Source organism: Olivibacter sitiensis DSM 17696 (assembly GCF_000427965.1).
In the GTDB taxonomy this organism is placed as follows: Bacteria; Bacteroidota; Bacteroidia; order Sphingobacteriales; family Sphingobacteriaceae; genus Olivibacter; species Olivibacter sitiensis.
Genome location: NZ_ATZA01000030.1, coordinates 1 through 18743, shown reverse-complemented (window position 1 = coordinate 18743; position 18743 = coordinate 1). Strand labels below are relative to the sequence as shown.

The window sequence follows — 18743 nt, the reverse complement described above, 5'->3', positions numbered from 1 at the left end:
TCTAAATTTATACAGTACATTGGACAGAAAAGATTTTATTCGCGCTTCAGGATTGGGATTAGGTGCCTGTTTCTTGGGAAATATCTCAACCTTTGCCAAGGTAATAGAACCAGAGGAAGCTCTTAGGAAGATTGATGCTTCCAAAAAGAAAGAATTGGCCGATGTGGCGTTGAACGAAGCCAAGAGACAAGGTGGCAGTTATGCCGATGTGCGTATTGGTCGCTACCTCAACCAGTCTATAGCTACTAGGGAGAAGCGAGTGCAGAGTATGGCCAGCACGGAATCGTATGGAATAGGCATTCGTGTCATCGCAGATGGATGCTGGGGTTTTGCCGCTACAGATGTAATGAGCAAAGAAAGTATCGCCTCAACAACTGCGCTAGCAATAGCAATAGCCAAGGGTAATGCCCGTTTCCTGAAAGAACCCGTGCAACTGGCTCCTCAGAAGGGATTGGGAGAGCAGTCGTGGAATACCCCGATTGAGAAAAATCCCTTTGCGATCAGCGTTGGGGAAAAGGTAGACTTGCTGCTTTCTGCCAATGCGGCTGCATTGGACAATGGTGCGAGCTTTGTAAACTCCAATTTGTTCATGATCAACGAACAAAAATATTTTGCCTCTACGGATGGCTCCTATATCGATCAGGATATACATCGTATATGGCCCAACTTTACCGTTACAGGTATTGATCGCTCATCCGGAAAATTTGAAACCCGTGATAGCTTGAGTGCGCCCATGGGTATGGGATACGAATATCTTAGCGCTGGCCAGCCCTATACCATTGACGGAGTAAACCTAAAGCTCTTTAAGAATCGTTATGACATGGTGCTGGATGCAAAAGAGGCTGCAAAGCATGTTCAAGAGAAAATCAGCGCAAAGTCAATCACACCAGGAAAGTACGATCTGGTACTGGATCCCTCCAATCTAGGTCTCACCATACATGAATCCACGGGGCATTCTACTGAATTGGATAGGGTGCTGGGCTATGAGGCCAATTACGCAGGAACCAGCTTCCTCACTCTGGATAAGTGGAAGTCGGGAAATTTCAATTTTGGTAGTGATTTGGTTAACATCGTGGCCGATAGGAAACAGAAAGGATCACTGGGAGCCATCGGCTTTGACGATGAAGGTGTACCTAGCCAGCAATGGGATATTATTAGTAAAGGGATATTGGTCAATTATCAGACGATAAGGGATCAAGCGCACATCCTCGGGCTGAAGGCCTCTCAAGGCTGTTGTTATGCCGACAGTTGGGACAACATTCAGTTTCAGCGAATGCCCAATGTTTCCCTTCAAGCTAATAGTCAAAAGAGGCCGGTAGCAGCATTGATTAAAGATGTAGAGAAAGGAATCTATATTTTAGGTAGAGGGTCTTATTCTATTGATCAGCAACGCTATAACTTTCAATTTGGTGGTCAGCTATACTATGAAATCAGTCAAGGGAAAATTGTCGGTATGCTCAAGGATGTTGCTTACCAGTCCAACACGCAAGAATTTTGGAATAGCATGGCCGATGTAGCCGATAAAGAGGACTACCGTTTGTTCGGGACATTCTTTGATGGTAAGGGACAGCCTTCTCAGGTAAGTGCTGTTTCGCACGGGTCGGCTACCGCTCGCTTCAATGGCGTGAATGTTATCAATACGGCAAGAAATATAGGATAGGAAAAAAACAAATGGCTAATTATATATGAATACTAAAACCATAAGGAGGAAATACATGAGATGAAAAGGAAGGACTTTTTATACTACTCGGCGATGGGAATGGGTGCATTCCTGTTGCCCAAGACAAGCCTGTTTGCCAGAACCATAGATCCGCAGGAGGCACTTATGGAACGCATGGATGTACGGTTGAAAAAGGAACTGGCAGATGCAGCCCTCAATGCAGCTAAATCCAAAGGTGCCAGTTATGCCGATATACGCATTGGTCGTTACCTCAACCAATTTGTATCTACTAGGGAAAAGCGGGTACAAGGTATCGCTAATACGGAATCTTACGGAGTGGGCATCAGGGTATTGGTGGATGGCTGTTGGGGCTTTGCTGCCTCGCACAAGGTGACCAAGGATGATATTGCTAACACCGCCGCGCTTGCCGTAGCCGTAGCCAAGGCCAATGCCAAGATACAGGGCAAGCCTGTTCAGTTGGCACCACAGCAGGGCTATGGAGAGGTGAGCTGGCAAACACCCATCGAGATCAATGCCTTTGAGGTGCCCATACAGGAAAAAGTGGATTTGCTGATGGAGGTAAACGATACTGCCATGCAGAATGGAGCCAACTTTGTCAATTCCATGATTGCGGCCATCAATGAGCAGAAATACTTTGCCTCTACAGATGGTTCCTATATTGATCAGGACGTGCATCGTATTTATCCCAACTTCAACGTGACCAAGATAGACAGGCAATCGGGCAAATTCCAGACCAGAAATGCGCTCAGTTCGCCAATGGGTATGGGATACGAATACCTGAAGGCAGGTCCCGAAGATAAGGTGAGCGGGGTGGTGACGCGCTACAAAGGGCGTTATGATATCTTGGAAGACGTGAAAGCGGCGGCGCAGAATGCGACCGATAAAATCAAGGCCAAGTCGGTAGAACCAGGCAAATATGACGTGGTGCTAGACCCTTCTCATTTATGGCTCACCATACACGAATCGGTTGGCCACTCTACGGAACTCGATAGGGTTTTGGGTTATGAAGCCAATTATGCGGGAACCAGCTTTTTGACGCTGGATAAGTTGCGTTCCGGCAATTTCAATTTCGGCAATGAAAATGTCAATGTCGTTGCCGATAAGACGCAGGTAGGTTCATTGGGTGCCGTAGGCTATGACGATGAGGGGGTGAAGTGCAAAAAGTGGGATTTGATCAAAAACGGTATCTTGGTCAATTTTCAGGCCATTAGGGATCAGGTTCATATCCTGGGCGAGAACCAATCGCATGGCTGCTGTTATAGCCAAGGATGGGATGACGTGCAATTTCAGCGTATGCCCAATGTTTCCCTGCAACCGGGAAAGAACAAACTGTCTGTGGACGATATGATCAAGAATGTAGAAAAGGGAATTTATATCATTGGCGACGGCAGTTTTTCCATTGATCAACAGCGCTATAACTTCCAATTCGGTGGACAGCTGTTTTACGAGATAAAAGACGGCAAGATCGTGGGTATGCTCAACGATGTGGCCTACCAATCCAATACGCAGGAGTTTTGGAATTCTTGCGCTGGGGTTTGCGATGAATCCGACTATCGTTTGGGCGGATCGTTCAGTGATGGCAAGGGACAGCCTTCGCAAAGCAGCGCCGTATCGCACGGTAGTTCTACTACGCATTTCAAGGGAGTTAATGTAATCAATACAGCAAGAAATATTTAATATAGGGAATCTAATGGCTATTTTAACGAAAGAAGAAGCACAATCCATATTGAAGAAGGTGATCGGTTTCTCTACGGCCGACGAGTGCATCGCCACGCTTGGCGGATCAGAAGAGGGGAATATCCGCTATGCCGGCAACGCCGTTTCCACGGCGGGTGCCGCTAGTACGATGAGCCTTGGGGTCAGTGCCGTTTATGGCAAAAAGGTGGGGACAGCTACCGTTAACGAGTTCGATGACGAGTCGTTGAAAAAAGTGGTACAGCGGGCGGAAGAGTTGGCCAAACTGGCCCCCGAAAATCCGGAATATATGCCCGTATTGGAGCCTCAGACTTATGACGAATCGCCTACTTTCGTAGAGGCAACCGCAAGCATAGACCCCATGAAAAGGGCCGATATGGTAGGTAAGAGCATTGCCATTTCCAAGCAACAGGGATTGGAGTCTGCGGGCTTTTTGAACAACAATACAGGCTTCCGGGCGATGATGAATTCCAAAGGCCTATATGCTTATAACAAAAGTACGAACGTGTCTTTTTCTATAACCATAAGGAATCAGGAAGGAACGGGCTCGGGCTATGTCAGCAATAGCTTCAATGATGTCAACAAACTGGATACAGGAGCTTTGAGCAGTGTGGCGGCCTTCAAGGCCAAGAATTCTGCGGGAGCGAGAGCTATCGAACCGGGTAAATATACGGTGATCTTGGAACCATTGGCTGCGAGCGACCTTGTGAGCTGGATTTTGCGTGGCTTTGACGCCCGTAGTGCAGACGAGGGTAGGAGCTTTATGAGCAAGAAAGGTGGCGGTACACGTCTTGGTGAGCAGCTCTTTGACGAGCGGATTACCATCTATTCCGATCCAACCAATCCCGACCTGCCTTCTGCTACTTGGGACGGCGACGGACTGCCCTTGAAGAAAACTACTTGGGTTGAAAAAGGTATCGTGAAAAACTTGGCTTATTCCAGGTATTGGGCGGCACAAAAGGGAGTCCAACCATTATCATCGGGCGGTGGAGGCCGTGGCTTCGGAGGTGGCGGGGGAATGGTGATACAAGGTGGCAATTCTTCCTTGGAAGATATGATCAAGAGCACTGAACGCGGTATTTTGGTCACGCGCTTTTGGTATATCCGCTCCGTAGATCCACAAAGTCTACTTTTGACAGGACTTACGCGAGACGGTACATTTTATATAGAGAATGGAGAAATCAAATTCCCAATCAAGAACTTCCGATTCAACGAAAGCCCCATCATCATGCTCAACAACGTGGAGGATTTGGGCAAGTCGGAACGCTCTGGCTCCATTATGATACCACCCATGAAGATCAGGGACTTTACGTTCACATCCTTATCGGATGCTATTTAATCATTGAATACCAAACACACATGAATAGGAAGGGACGGTTGAAAAACACCGCCCCTTTCCTTTTTTAAAACTCATAACTCATAACTTTATAACTTATCCACCCTCACCCAATCCATGCCAGCAGCTTCTGCTGCTGCTACGCCGGGATCTCCATCTTCAAAGACCAAGCATTCTTCTGGCTTTACTCCCAATTCTTTGGCAGCTTCGAGAAAAGGATCTGGAAAAGGTTTTCCTTTCGGTGTATCCCCGGCACAGATTAATACATCGATCAGGGGTTTCACGCCTATGACCTCCAGCGATCTGGTCACGGTTTTTCTGCTTCCACCCGAAACGACGCCAATCTTCTTCTTTCCTACATTGGCTTTCAGGTTTTCCGTTACAAAGGGAATAGGTTGGGTATTGTTAATGTATTTCTCGAAGAAAAGAGCGGATTTCTCTTCTGCGACAGATTCCGGCAAATCTACGTGATACCTTTTGGCAATTTCCTGTATCACCAGTTTGGTAGGCCAGCCTGCCAGTTCATCTATGAGTGCGACGTCTAGGTCCACTCCGTATCTTGCTACTACCTCCTTGTACGATAGCTTGTGGGCCATCATATTGTCTGCCAGGGTACCATCGCAGTCGTAGAGCAATGCCTTATATTTTCCGTTTGTTTTGTTGTTTAGTATTTCCAGTTTTTCTGCTATGCTTTTTTCCTGCATGTATTGATTTTTTGATTGGATATTAGTCTGTGATTTAAATTGAGGGCTAAATTAAGAAAAAATGCCCGGTTACTGCTAATCTTGATAGCTAATTCAAATGGCGTGCGTCATAAAAAAATCCGAAGTTTCTCTTGGCATTTTGCTTAGAAAAACTTCGGAAGTCTATTTGTTTGCGATAAATTGGTTCGTTTTCCTTATCGTTAAGCTTTATAGGTAAACCATTTCATCAACTCTTTATAAGTAGGTTTCTTACCGTACATCAATATGCCTACGCGATAGATGCGAGCTGCCACGTAGGTAGTTCCCAAGAACCCGAGGATCAAGAGTACGATGGAGAGAGCCAACTGCCAGAATGGTACGCCGAAAGGAATACGCACCAGCATGGCCACAGGAGATGTAAAGGGAATCATGCTAAGCCAGAAGGATACAGGTCCCTGGGGATCGTTCATCATGACCGAAAAAGACAGCATGTAGGTAACCAGTAGGGGCATGATAATGGGCAGCATGAATTGCTGCGTATCCGTCTCATTGTCCACAGCAGAGCCTACCATGGCAAACAGGGCGCTGTATATGAGGTAACCGCCTAGGTAATAAATAAGGAAAACAGTGATGATATAGCCAAAATCTATTCCCTTGACCGTCTTCATGATGACCGATAGCTTGTCGTTAGAACCTACCTCTTCCTGAGCCCCAACACCATCTTGATCTATTTTGCTGTTCAGTTCCATCTGCACAGCTTCGTTTTTGCTCATCAGGCTGCTGGCCACGGTAGAGAGGGCAAGGCTGAGGACCACCCATAAGAGAAATTGGGTAAGGCCAACCAATCCGATGCCGATGATCTTTCCCATCATGAGCTGAAAAGGCTTCACGGAAGAGATAATGACCTCTACGATGCGGCTCGTTTTCTCTTCGATGATACCCCGCATCACCTGACTACCATAAATAAATAGCGTGATGTAGATGAGGATGGCCAGGAAGAAGCTTACGCCCATGGCGCCATAAGAACTGGAATCTTTTTCGCCATCTGCGGTCATTTCCTTGCTATTGATGCTCACGTCTGCTTTTATCTTGTCCAGCACGGCCACGTCGATGCCCGACTCGGTAATCAGGATATTGCGTATGGCGTTGTTCAGTTTGCTTTCTATCGTGGAAACTACGGCTACACTCTGCTTTCCTGTGTTGTATAATTCCACTTTTTGCGTGTTCAGTACATCGCTAGGAATAATCAATAAACATTGGTTCTCTGCTCCTTTATCTTGCAGGGCCCGTTTCTCTATATCAATATTGCCGTTTTCGAGGGTGCGAAAGGTAATGGTGGATGTGTTTTCCAGCTTTGGTGCCAGCTGCCCGCTCAGGTCTATGACGTCTACGGTAGTCTGTGGCGCTTTGCTATTCATGGCCATAATGATGACCACGGCATACATACCGATAAACAAAAGCGGTACTAAAAAGGTGGTGAGCAAGAAGCTCTTTTTCTTCACTCGGCTCAGGTATTCCCTTTGTATGATTAAAGCTATTTTATGCATGGTAAACAGAATTAGGTGATGTGACGGTTTTTACAAAAATGTCATGGATGCTGGGGATGACTTCCTGCAATCCAATGATTTCAACTTTTGGGAGAAGATAGCTCAGCACTTGGTTGATAGTCTGCCCTTCACCCACTTGGATGCGGGCTACCAGTTCATGGTCGTGCGGTTCATTGGACAATACCTTGAAGAGGGTAGGCGTATCGTGCAAGGTCTCGGCATTGCCGCGATACTGGATGGTATAGGTGTGGTCGCGAAACTGGTTCTTGATGTCCCTCACGTCGCCATCCAATATTTTCTTCGATTTGTTGATCAACGCGATATGGTGGCAAAGCTCTTCCACCGACTCCATGCGGTGCGTAGAGAATATAATGGTAGCGCCCCCCTTGTTCAGATCGAGTATCTCCCTTTTGATGATATCTGCATTGACGGGGTCGAAGCCAGAAAACGGCTCGTCCAGGATGATGAGATCGGGCTGATGGAGTACGGTAGCCACAAATTGCACTTTTTGCTGCATCCCCTTGCTCAGGTCTTCCACTTTTTTGTTCCACCAGGTTTGCATCTCTAGCCGCTCGAACCAATGTTTTATCCTCACCTTGGCATCGTGTTTGGAAAGTCCCTTCAATTGGGCGAGATAGAGCATTTGTTCGCCGATTTCCATTTTTTTATAGAGGCCCCTTTCCTCAGGCAGGTAACCGATACGTCCGATGTGGGAGGGGTTGAGGCGTTCGCCGTCAAAGATAATCTCTCCTTCATCTGGAGCGGTAATTTGGTTGATGATACGGATGAGAGAAGTTTTTCCCGCTCCGTTTGGGCCCAATAGGCCGAATATCTTGCCACTTTCCACCTTCATGGATACATCGTCCAACGCGCGATGCTTGGCATATTGCTTTACAATATGGTTGATTTCCAGCATATATTTTCCTTATGTGTATGGTTTAGATACAATATACGCCGTTTTGTTACAGGTAAGATCAACTTGATTTATATTTTTTATGCATATATCGCAGGTTGAATAAGAAATCACAAACAAAGCAATCCCTTTCGAAATAGCTTTGTTTGCGATTTTCGACTACTTTTCTGGCACGGTCCATAGATATAGAGTAGCTGTTCCTACTTTTGTTTGCTTGTCTGGTTTCCAGTCGCCCATGTCGAAATCGTGGGAAACCACCCGAGTACCTGGTTTCAGGTTCAGTATTTTGGGACGTAACTTCATATTGACCGAAGGTAAAAGATAAAGTGTCAGTACCGTAGCATCACTGAAATCGGTAGTGAACAGATCTTGCTGCGTGAATGTTACTTTATCAGTGACGCCGGCATTGACGGCGTTTTGTTTTGCTTCCTTGATTCGCTCGGGATCAATGTCTATGCCCACTCCCTCAATGCCATATTTCTTGGCGGCAGTTACCACGATACGTCCGTCGCCACAACCTAAATCGTACAGTTTGTCTCCTTTTTTTACGTCAGCCATGCTCAACATGGCTTCCACCACATCTTGGTCGGTAGGTACGTAAGGAACATCCTTTTTTACTGTCTCTTGTGCGGAGGACATGCTGGTCGTATACAATAGGAACAGCATTATTCCAGAAAAAAAATTAAATGTTTTCATTGGTGTATCAATTAGTTAGTAATCAATTATATATCTTTTGTTTAAGGGTAACATATGGTATGGGAGCTTGTTTTGTTTTTTTGCGATTTAACTATTTTGACGTAACGACCTTCTGGAAAACAGAGGCAATAGTAGTCCCAATAAAATTATCCCCACGCCAAACAGGGCTCCTTTGCCTGTGTAAGTAAGGCTGCTGTATAGCAAAAGCGCGCTGCTGACACAAAAAATAATCGGGAGAACGGGATAGAGAGGGACTTTAAAAGGGCGAGGACTATGAGGGTCTTTCACGCGCAAAACAATAACGGCGATGCCTATCAATAAAAAGAAAAACCAAAATACTGGCGCCGTATAGTCGACAATGGCTTCAAAACCATCGCGCGTGAATAGTCCTAAGCAAACCAACAATATCGCGATAATTGCTTGGATAAGCAATGCATTGATGGGGCTGGAATTCTTCTTGTTCCATTTTCCGAGGCTGGAAAGTAAAGGCAAATCACGTCCCAGGGCATAGTTGGATCTTGCACCAGTAATGATGGTTGCATTGGCCGATGTCAAAGCGGATACGGCCACAAGGATTCCAATAAACTTAACAGCCTGTTCACCCCAAACGATGCGCATAAGGTCTGCCGCAACGGCTTCGGAGGAAGCTACACCGCTATGACCAAGAACGCGTATATATGTGTAGTTGATAATGAGGTAGATGGTAGTAATGATGATGATACTGAGTACCATTGCTTTTACCATGCTGCGAGGTCCTGACTTAATTTCTGCACTAATGTAGGCAGCTTCGTTCCATCCTCCAAAAGTAAGCAGTACAAAAACCATGGCCATACCAAAGGAATAATTGGTGCCAGCATCGGTCGCTGGTATGGTTGCTGTGGCATTGGGGGCGAAAAACAGCCCAGCGCCAATGACAATGACTATGCCCAATATTTCCAATACCGTGAAAAGTTTTTGTGTGTTTGAACCCATTTTCAGCCCCGCCATGTTTATGGCCGTCAGTATAATGATAACAGCTGCAGCATAAATAACTTCACCGTGAGGCCCGATAGGATAGATTTGGACGGCATAATCGCCAAATATGAATGCTAATAGAGCAATGGAGCCCGTTTGGATGACCGACATTCTGGCCCAAGCAAACAGAAAGGCCAGTCGTTTGCCATAGGCCCGATAGAGAAAATGATAATCACCTCCAGTATTTGGATAGGCAGAAGTTAGTTCTGCATAGCTTAAAGCTCCGATAAGGGAAATGACTCCGCCTAGTAGCCATGTTAGGTAAAATGCAGTATCGCCAGATGTATTGGCAGCGACGAGAGAGGGAGTTCTAAATATGCCAGCCCCGACGACAATACCGACAATAAGTGCTACAATATCACTGATGCCCAGTCGCTTTTCAGGTTTATCTAAAGTTGGAAGACGCTGCTTTTCCTTGCTCACAATATAAACTGCTTTATCTGGGTTTACAATACTTCTTTAAATGGCTCTACCTAATTTAGCTACAATTCAGATAGCAGATTGTTTAGGATGTCCAATAAAGCAGATGTTTACTTGGTAGTTTTATATGTGAATATTTTGTTTATATTATTTAATTTAAATATTTGTTTTATAATATATTAAAGTGTATATTATGAAGTGGTTGTTGTTGTGCCTTCCTAAATTTTTAGAATGAAATAGTAGCGATGGATATTTGTTTGAGCTCCTTTTCCCATTTCCTTTTACATCACCAATACGGCTGCTCCTTCAAATTTTCCCTTTCGGAGCGCTCCCAAAGCCTCATTGGCTTCCTCAAGGTTATACGGAATGGTATGCGTGTGGATATGTGCTTCGGCAGCTAACGCCAGAAAATGCTGGCCATCTTCGCGCGTGAGGTTGGCCACGGACTGTATGCTCCTTTCTTCCCATAAGATGCTGTAAGGAAAAGAGGGAATGTCGCTCATGTGTATGCCGCCACAGATGACCGTTCCACCTTTGTCAACGTCTCGCAAAGCTTTTGGAACTAATGACCCCACTGCCGCAAAGAGGATGGCGGCATCTAGCTTCACAGGGGCTTGCTCTTCCGAGCTGCCCGCCCATACGGCTCCCATTTGCAAGGCAAATGACTGTGCCGCCTTATCGCCAGCTCGCGTAAAGGCGTATACTTTCTTGTTCTGATAATTGGCCAACTGCACCAAGATATGGGCTGCAGCGCCAAAGCCATAAAAACCAATATGTTCTGCATGGGAAGGTAACATGCTGTATGAACGGTAGCCTATGAGTCCAGCGCACAGTAAAGGGGCACCGGAGGCATTGGCGTATTCGGCAGAGATGGGGAAACAGTATCTTGCATAGGCAACGGTATACTCGGCATAGCCACCATCGAGCGTGTAGCCTGTAAATTTGGCATTTTCGCATAGGTTTTCCTGATGGCGTAGGCAATATTTGCATTTACCACAAGTATAGCCCAACCAAGGGACACCTACCAGATCACCTACCTTGAGATCGGACACGCTTTCTCCCAACTTTACCACCATACCCACGATTTCGTGTCCCAATATTAGCGGCAATTTGGGAGCATTGAGTTCTTGGTCTACGATATGCAAATCGGTGCGGCAAACCCCACAGGCAATGATCTTTATCAATACTTGTGCTTGTTGAGGCATAGGAATAGGAAGTGTTTTTAACTGTAAGGAGGTACCTGGACTTTCCAAGACCATAGCCCTCATCGTAGATGGGATTTCTGTGCTTGTCATAGTGATGGTAAAGGTATCGTTTTTAGCATTAATTAACACTAATATATGTTAATATTGCGAAGTAATTCTTCATGTAAGTGAAAACAGTAAAAATCAACCCGCGTCTAAGCAAAGTGCTGATGTACAGTGCTACGAGTGTCTTTGTTATTTTTTTGGTTTTATTGGTCTCCCCGTTGTTTTTCAAGGAAAAGATAAACGATCAAGTAAGGTTGCTGATCAACCGCAATATCCAAGGTAACTTGGACTTTGAAGATGTCAGTCTGACATTTTTTGACCATTTCCCTTCGTTGACCGCCACGCTCAACGGTTTTGACCTAAAGGGATCCGCTCCTTTTGACCAAGAAACATTGATAAGCGCAAAGAAGCTGAGTTTGGGCATTGATATAAGCAGTTTGTTGTCCGATCGCATCATCATCAACCGTCTTTATTTGGACAACGCCTTTATCAATGTGCAGGTAGACAGCAGTGGAGTCAATAATTATGACATTTTAAAAAAAACCGAAGTACAACATGATGAACCAATAGATAGCAGCCAAACCAATCTGGCAATAAAACTGATTAAGATATCTGGTTCCAACCTGCAATATGACGACAGGAGCATACCGATTTCCATTACGGCCAGGGGAGTAGATTATGAAGGGAAAGGCGATTTGTCCAGTGCTATTTTTGATCTTAAGACACGTGCAGACATTGATTCTTTTTCACTGACATTTGACCATGAAATGTATGTGGATAAAAAGACGATACATGCCGACTTGCTGACCAAAATAAATATCACTACCCTGGCGTTTTTGTTTGACCGTAACGATTTAAAAATCAATAATCTGCCCATAGGATTTCGTGGATCCTTTGAGTTCTTGAGCAATGGCTACACCGTGGATTTTAAAGTAAGGACCAACAAAAGTACCCTTGCCGAGATGCTGTCCGTATTGCCACCTGCATACAATCAGTGGATGGCTGATGCCAAAGTGAAAGGAAACGGAGAGGCCTTTGTTTCATTGACAGGCAATTATATAGCCTTGGATAACGTAATGCCTGATCTGAAATTTGGACTGAAATTGCAGGATGGATGGATTGCATACAAAGGGGCCGCGGTGCCAGTAGAGAAACTGAATATAGCATTGCGCATGGATTTGCCCCATTTGGATATGGATTCACTAAGGATAGATCTCGATACTTTGTCTTTCAGCTTAGCACAGGGACACTTTGATGCAAAGACCCATATGTCTGGAATGGATCCGTTGCTTGTTAAGGGAGAACTGGACGTCGACCTTAATTTGGAGAACTTGCATCGAGCCTTGGGTATAAAGGATTTCGATGTCAAAGGCGTTTTAAAGGTAGATGGAAAAATCGATGGGAAATACGCCACTGCGATAAGGCGTTCGGGCATTAGGAAAGTGGATACGGTGATTACTTCCATTCCGACATTTGCCTTTAAGAGTAGCTTTAGGGAGGGATATTTCAAGCTCAGTAGTTTGGATAAAGCGGTTGACCTGATTGAGTTCGAAATGGATGCTGTTGCAAAAGATAGTTTATTGAAGCACGCCACCTTTTCCTTGGCCAACGTCAACATCAGGGCTTTAGACAATTTCATCAAAGGATATGCACACCTGTATGATTTTGAGAAAATGAAGGTAAATGCCAATATGCAAGCCATGGTGGACTTGGGCAATATTGCACAGTTTTATCCACTGGATAGCCTGGATATAAGTGGAAATTTGGTCATTGATCTTAATGCATCAGGCATGGTAGATGCTAAAAACAATCTTTTTCCTAAAACCAACACTCATATTTCACTAAAGCAAGGCTACATTCGCTCGTGGGCTTATCCTATCCCGATAGAAGACATTGCAGTAGAGGCCGTCGTTAAGAGCGAAAAGGGTTCCATGAAAGATCTTAAGATCGAGGTGTTGCCTATTTCTTTTAAAGTGGCCGACGAGCCTTTTTTCCTAAGAGCCAATATAACGGATCTGGACAATATACAATATGATATAAAATCGAAGGGAAAATTCCGCTTGGAGCCTTTTTATAAAATTTTTGGCATTGAAGGCATGAATGTGAACGGTTTTGTCACGACCAATCTGTCTCTTGCTGGTTTGCAAAGTGATGCTATTAAGGGATATTATCAGCGATTGAAGAATAGGGGACAGCTGGAGATAGGAGAGGTGGTCGTGGCCATGGATCAGTTCCCTTTTCCATTTTATGTTCAAAATGGAAAATTCCTTTTCAATCAAGAGAAGATTAAATTTGATCGCATTAGCGGTAAATATCTTGATAACGAATTGACAGTTGATGGCTATATCAGTAACTACATAAACTATCTTGTTGGTCAGTCAGGCCAATTAGAAGGAAAGTTCGACTTTGCCAGCAATTCCCTGAAACTGGATGATTTTATGGTATTTGCCGATGCGTCTGAGACATCGGTCTCGTCAGGAAGTGGCTCACAGTCAAGTGGGGTGATTTTGATTCCAGGCGATTTAAACGTCACGTTGAAAGCGGCAATAAGTGAAATACAATTCAATGCTATGCGGATTGATGATTTCAATGGGCAACTGTTGATAAAGGATGGTCAATTGCTTATGGACAAAACCAGTTTCGATTTGGCAGGTATGCATGCCGATATGAAAGGACAGTACACACCTTTAAGTACAAACAGGGCAAAATTTAGCTATTCCATCCAGGCAGATAGTTTTGATATCCAACGAGCTTATCAAGAAATTCCCTTGTTCAGAGAAATGCTTACTTCGGCAAAGAGCGCTCACGGTCAAGTATCGCTAGATTATACTTTGGCTGGATTGCTGAATGGTGAGATGAGCCCCGTGATGTCCTCGCTTCAAGGCGGTGGAAAGTTGGTGCTGGAAAATATTTCTTTTAAGGGCTTCAAATTACTCAACCAGATCTCCAAAGAAACGGATAAAAGTAGCCTGAACGATGCATCCGTGTCTAAAGTAGTTATAAATACAAATTTGAAAAACAATGTGATGACCATAGAACGGACCAAAATGAAGGTAGGACTCTTAAGGCCGAGGTTTGAAGGACAAGTCACCTTGGATGGGCAAATGAATATCGGCTTTCGTCTAGGTTTGCCACCTTTCGGTATTTTGGGCATACCACTTCGCATAACAGGTACACAAGAGGCACCCAAGATAAAATTGGGCAAATATAGTGAGGATGATCTCGATATGGAGCTGGATGAGGAAGACAAGAAATTATATGAAGCAGAACAGGCAAAAGATGTAGAATAAACACTTTTGGTTGTTGTACGTCATGTCGGCTATTTGGTACTACTCCACGATAGAGAATGTGTTGTTTTTTCCACTTCGTTGATCTCTGTCTTTTTTAGGTGTTTCTTCTCTTTGCATCCTATTTTTATAGCAATTTGGTAAAGGAAAATGATGTTTGGTATAATGGCTACTTTTGAAATCTGACGTAACTTTGTTGTATGGCTATAGTATCATTATTGCCTAGGCGTTGAATAAAATTGGGGTTAAACTCATTGAAGAGCTTATTTATGGATGCGTCAATGCTTTGAGAATGACCTTCCAAATCCACTGAGAGCCGTTTTAGGTGGTAAATCAAAATGGGCAGCTTGAAATGTTGGTAATCGCCAAAAGCCAAACGCAATTCAGTGCCTGTGTAGCTGATTCCCGTTGGGGAGGGAACCGCATTTATAGGTGCATTGTATTTACCGATGTAATAAGCGTCTAGTTGGCTATGAAGTCCATTTGCAGGAGGGAAAAACATCAATCGTTCAGATAGAAATCCAAATTCGAGTTCACTATTTTTCTTTACACGATATGGTATGTCGGAAGAGCCGAAAAAGGCCGTGCTGTCATTTGTAAACGTGATTATGTCCTCGTCTTCTTGTTCGGCGTTCATCCCTTCCGGGTCCGACAATGGAAAATTGCCTATGAAACGAAGAAGGGCTGTTTGGTCCAGAACTTCTCCGTTTTTTGTAAATAGTCGAGTTGATTTTTGATCTTCTACTCCCGTAAGGCGCACAACTAGCGGATAGGATATGACTTCGTTTACTGGAACTTCTTTTTTGCTGCATGCCAGCAGCGAAAATGCGGCCAGCAATATGGGAAAAGATTTAAGTTGACTCTTGTATTGCATAAAGATATTGTATGATCAAAATTGGCTAAAGTACATAACAATTTTTCTTATTTGTCGTTATTGCTTCCCTCTTTAGGCCCCGCAGTGAAACGTTTTTTCTGATAAACATAAATTTTTGTGACATACCAAAACGAAGGTAGATAAGATTTGTTGAAAACAAGAATTTCCTGCGAGACTAATTTGTACTGTATTGCGTTAGGTAATTAGGTCACCTCCTCCATCATTCATCTCTAAGGCTGTCGACCGGATTGGCCATCGCCGCTTTGACGGCCTGTGCTGCTACCGTGAAGATGGCCACTGCAATAGCTGCTAGCCCCGATACGGCAAACATCCACCATTCGATGTCAATGCGATAGGTGAAATGGTCCAGCCAATGGCTCATCGCCCACCAAGCGATGGGGGAGGCGAGAAGTACGGCTATCAATACGAGTTTCACGAAATCTTTGGAGAGCAAGGCTACGATACCCGATACCGAAGCACCCAATACTTTGCGGATACCGATCTCTTTTGCTCGCTGCTGCGCGGTGAAAGCCGTGAGGCCAAATAGGCCCAGGCACGAAATGGCTATGGCGAGTACGGTAAATAGTATGGCTAGTTTGGCAGCACCTCGTTCCTCATTGAACTTATTGGCATAGTCCTCATCCACAAAATGGTAATCAAATGGGGCATTGCGGTCATATCTTTGAAATATTGCCTGCATTTCTGCCAGGGCATCGGTAGTTGTGATATCATTGTTCAGCCGAATATGCATGGTGTTCATATCGCCATAAGGCCCCATGATAAATAGGGGTTGTATCTTTTGAAAGGGGGACTCCACGATGAAATCCCTCACTAAACCTACAATGTTCCATCTCATGCCGTCCCGTTCCACCCATTTTCCGACAGGATCGACCATGTTCATGGCCTGGGCTGCCGCTTCGTTAATCAACATGGAACCGGAGTCGGTAGGGAAGTTGTCCAGGTCGAGATCCCGTCCTGCAAGCAATTCAATACCTGTTGTTTCCAGCAGACCAGATGTCGTTGCAAAAGAGAGAAACATGATGCTGGAAGTCCCCGAAGCTGAGTAGCCATCCCAGGTATAGCCATTTCCCATTGCGTCGGGATCGGTGATGGGACTAAAAGTCTGGCTCGCCGAACTAGCAACACCCGAAGATAACAGCTGATGGCGGATGGACGCATAATTCCTTTCTTGTACATCGCTAAGACGGAGATAGACCAACCTGACCTTATCATAGCCTGCATGGCGCTTTTGGGCATGGTCAATTTGCGTATAGATGACAAAGGTGGATGTAATCAACGCTATGGCTATGGTAAACTGGCTTACCACGAGGATTTTTCGTAAGGATAGGCCCGATTTGGTAGAAATAATGACACTCTTTAGTACACGGACTGGTTGAAAAGATGATAGAAAAAATGCGGGATAACTGCCGGCCAACATACCAGTGAAAACAATGAAACCGAGGAACAGAAGCCAAAAAACAGGTTGATCAAAAGGAATGACAATTTGCTGGCCGGTCAATTGATTGAAGTAAGGTAGCAATACGGTAACGAGCAGCAGTGCAATGATGCCGCTTATCATTGCCATTAAAATAGCTTCGCACAGAAATTGGGCTATCAATGATGACCTATTAGCACCTGTTACCTTGCGGATACCTACCTCTTTGGCCCTCTTTTCGCTCTTTGCCGTGCTCAAGTTCATAAAGTTAATACAGGCAATGGCCAAAATGAGCCATGCAATGAGTATGGCGCTATTTACTAGTATAATTTTTCCACCTGTGAGCTGTCCGTTCTCAAAATTGGATTGCAGATGGCGTTTTGCCAAGGGAAGGGCATATAGGTCGATATCTACGTCTTCCAGATGAGGATGCATAAACGATGCTAGCTTTTGTAGCAGGGCTGTTGCGTCACTGTTCTTCCTGCACACCATGAAGGTTTGTGCCTCAAAACTATCCCAGTCTTCATCATTTTCGTGCAAGGCTTTTGCCAAATCGTAGGGCAATAGAACCTTGAATTGAAATTCCGTGTTGGCAGGAAGATCTTTGAGTATGGCCGAAACGTTGATGCTATGTCGGCTATCCAGTTGGATGGTCTTGCCTATGGCACCATCTGCAGAGTCAAAGAACAGCTTGGCCGCACTTTCGGTGAGTATGGCGCTCATGGGATCGCGAAAAAACGACGACGTATTGCCTTCGGCGAACTCGAAATCAAAAACCGTGAAAAAGGAAGAATCGATGAAAGCCGTAACTTGATTCAGCTTTTTGTCTCCAATGCGGAAGGTCCTCGGCCCTTGGGGCAGATAACTGGTAACGGCCTCGATCTCGGGAAAGGTCTTTTGCAGACTAGGCGCAAGAATCTCGGGTGTATATTCAAAACTGAAAACCTTACCGTCAACGGGAGCTTGTGACCAGAACTGGTACGTATGGTCCGCTTTCTCGAAAAAACGATCATAGCTCTTTTCGTGAAAGGCCCAAAGGAAAATCAGGATAGCGCCAGCCATGCCCATAGATAGTCCCAGACTATTAATAGCGGTATATCCTTTGGACCTCATTAAACTTCTCCAAGCGATTTTGAAGTGGTTCTTTATCATATTTTTAGTATTGAGATCCCGAAAATGGGACAAGTCATGCGTATTGCGTATTGAGATATGAGACATCAGAAAATCTCCTAGAGTTTTAAGTATTAAGTTTTAAATCTTCTGGTGGCTATGCCACTAGAGTATTTATTACTTACTTGCATGCGGTAAGCAGCAAACTTACAACCTAAAAAAGCTGTACCAAAATCGTTCCTGTTTTTTTAATTGCTTTAAAGTCAGTATGTTGTTCTTTTTTTTGCAACTGTAATTGTTCGATAATGGACAGTGACTGTGCGGAAATGCCTAATGTTTTACCACACAGAAATGTTCAAAGAGCAAATCATCCATAGTTTGAGGGCGAAAAGTAACGTCATTAGTGAAAGGAAAAGCAGGTCGAACTAAATCAAATTCTGTTTTTGCAGTCGTTCAATGATGACTGTCTCGTCTACAGTGTCGAATTCTGATTTGAGGTAAATCTCTGTAAGAATAACAGTGGAGCTAACTATTTTTACGTAGGTGATTACTCTGGCTCCTCCACTTTTACCTTTTGCAAGCGTCGTTACCGCAATCCTTATTTTATATAGATTATTACCTAGTGCAGTTCCCAGATATGGCTCTTGTTCCAATTGGTTGATTAGGTCGAGTATATCTTTGTAAATGGACTTGTACTTTTTGGCAATTTTTTTTCACTACCAAACGGATAAACTTAAAAACAGGCAATAAACTCACTTAACTTACTGATTATCAGTAAATATTTTCATTAGATAAAAAAGCC

The 18743-nt window shown here is 44.4% G+C and carries 12 protein-coding genes; 4 read left to right on the top strand and 8 right to left on the bottom strand.

Annotated features, from left to right (window positions below; genetic code table 11):
- Positions 1 to 19 precede the first annotated feature (19 nt).
- The 3 genes from A37S_RS0114970 to A37S_RS0114960 are packed head-to-tail and all read left to right on the top strand — an operon-like array spanning position 20 to position 4715.
- The gene (locus tag A37S_RS0114970; RefSeq protein ID WP_028297690.1) at positions 20 to 1660 is read left to right on the top strand and encodes a TldD/PmbA family protein; all 1641 of its coding nucleotides are present in this window, start codon (positions 20 to 22) and stop codon (positions 1658 to 1660) included.
- Between the two features lie 60 nt (positions 1661 to 1720).
- A complete protein-coding gene (locus tag A37S_RS0114965) occupies positions 1721 to 3358 on the top strand; it encodes a TldD/PmbA family protein (RefSeq protein ID WP_036602712.1) in 1638 nt (545 codons plus the stop codon).
- A gap of 13 nt (positions 3359 to 3371) precedes the next feature.
- Complete coding sequence (locus tag A37S_RS0114960; RefSeq protein WP_028297688.1) at positions 3372 to 4715, top strand: TldD/PmbA family protein; 1344 nt, start codon at positions 3372 to 3374, stop codon at positions 4713 to 4715.
- An 86-nt stretch (positions 4716 to 4801) separates the two neighbouring features.
- On the opposite strand, the gene A37S_RS0114955 is transcribed toward A37S_RS0114960, so the two are convergent.
- The 6 genes from A37S_RS0114955 to A37S_RS0114930 all read right to left on the bottom strand — a co-directional run bounded on the left by A37S_RS0114955 (position 4802) and on the right by A37S_RS0114930 (position 11280).
- On the bottom strand, positions 4802 to 5416 hold the full coding sequence (locus A37S_RS0114955) for an HAD family hydrolase (protein WP_028297687.1): 615 nt from the start codon (positions 5414 to 5416) through the stop codon (positions 4802 to 4804).
- A gap of 200 nt (positions 5417 to 5616) precedes the next feature.
- Positions 5617 to 6942 carry an ABC transporter permease gene (locus A37S_RS0114950; RefSeq protein WP_028297686.1) on the bottom strand — a complete coding sequence of 442 codons (1326 nt, stop codon included), beginning with the start codon at positions 6940 to 6942 and terminating at the stop codon, positions 5617 to 5619.
- Entirely contained in the window at positions 6935 to 7858 is a 924-nt protein-coding gene (locus tag A37S_RS0114945) for an ABC transporter ATP-binding protein (protein WP_028297685.1), read from the bottom strand. Before A37S_RS0114945 ends, A37S_RS0114950 begins: the two co-directional genes overlap by 8 nt.
- A 156-nt stretch (positions 7859 to 8014) precedes the next feature.
- A complete protein-coding gene (locus A37S_RS0114940) occupies positions 8015 to 8551 on the bottom strand; it encodes an SAM-dependent methyltransferase (protein ID WP_028297684.1) in 537 nt (178 codons plus the stop codon).
- 87 nt (positions 8552 to 8638) lie between these two features.
- Complete coding sequence (locus A37S_RS24875) at positions 8639 to 9988, bottom strand: APC family permease (protein ID WP_245586398.1); 1350 nt, start codon at positions 9986 to 9988, stop codon at positions 8639 to 8641.
- A 278-nt stretch (positions 9989 to 10266) separates the two neighbouring features.
- Entirely contained in the window at positions 10267 to 11280 is a 1014-nt protein-coding gene (locus A37S_RS0114930; protein WP_211229800.1) for a zinc-dependent alcohol dehydrogenase family protein, read from the bottom strand.
- A 77-nt stretch (positions 11281 to 11357) separates the two neighbouring features.
- On the opposite strand from A37S_RS0114930, the gene A37S_RS0114925 reads away from it, so the two are divergent.
- Positions 11358 to 14525, top strand: coding sequence for an AsmA family protein (locus A37S_RS0114925; RefSeq protein WP_084163924.1), 3168 nt, complete (start codon positions 11358 to 11360; stop codon positions 14523 to 14525).
- Positions 14526 to 14691: 166 nt separating this feature from the next.
- On the opposite strand, the gene A37S_RS0114920 is transcribed toward A37S_RS0114925, so the two are convergent.
- A complete protein-coding gene (locus A37S_RS0114920; RefSeq protein ID WP_028297681.1) occupies positions 14692 to 15396 on the bottom strand; it encodes a hypothetical protein in 705 nt (234 codons plus the stop codon).
- A 220-nt stretch (positions 15397 to 15616) separates the two neighbouring features.
- Entirely contained in the window at positions 15617 to 17983 is a 2367-nt protein-coding gene (locus tag A37S_RS0114915) for an ABC transporter permease (RefSeq protein WP_028297680.1), read from the bottom strand.
- Between the last annotated feature and the right edge of the window lie 760 nt (positions 17984 to 18743).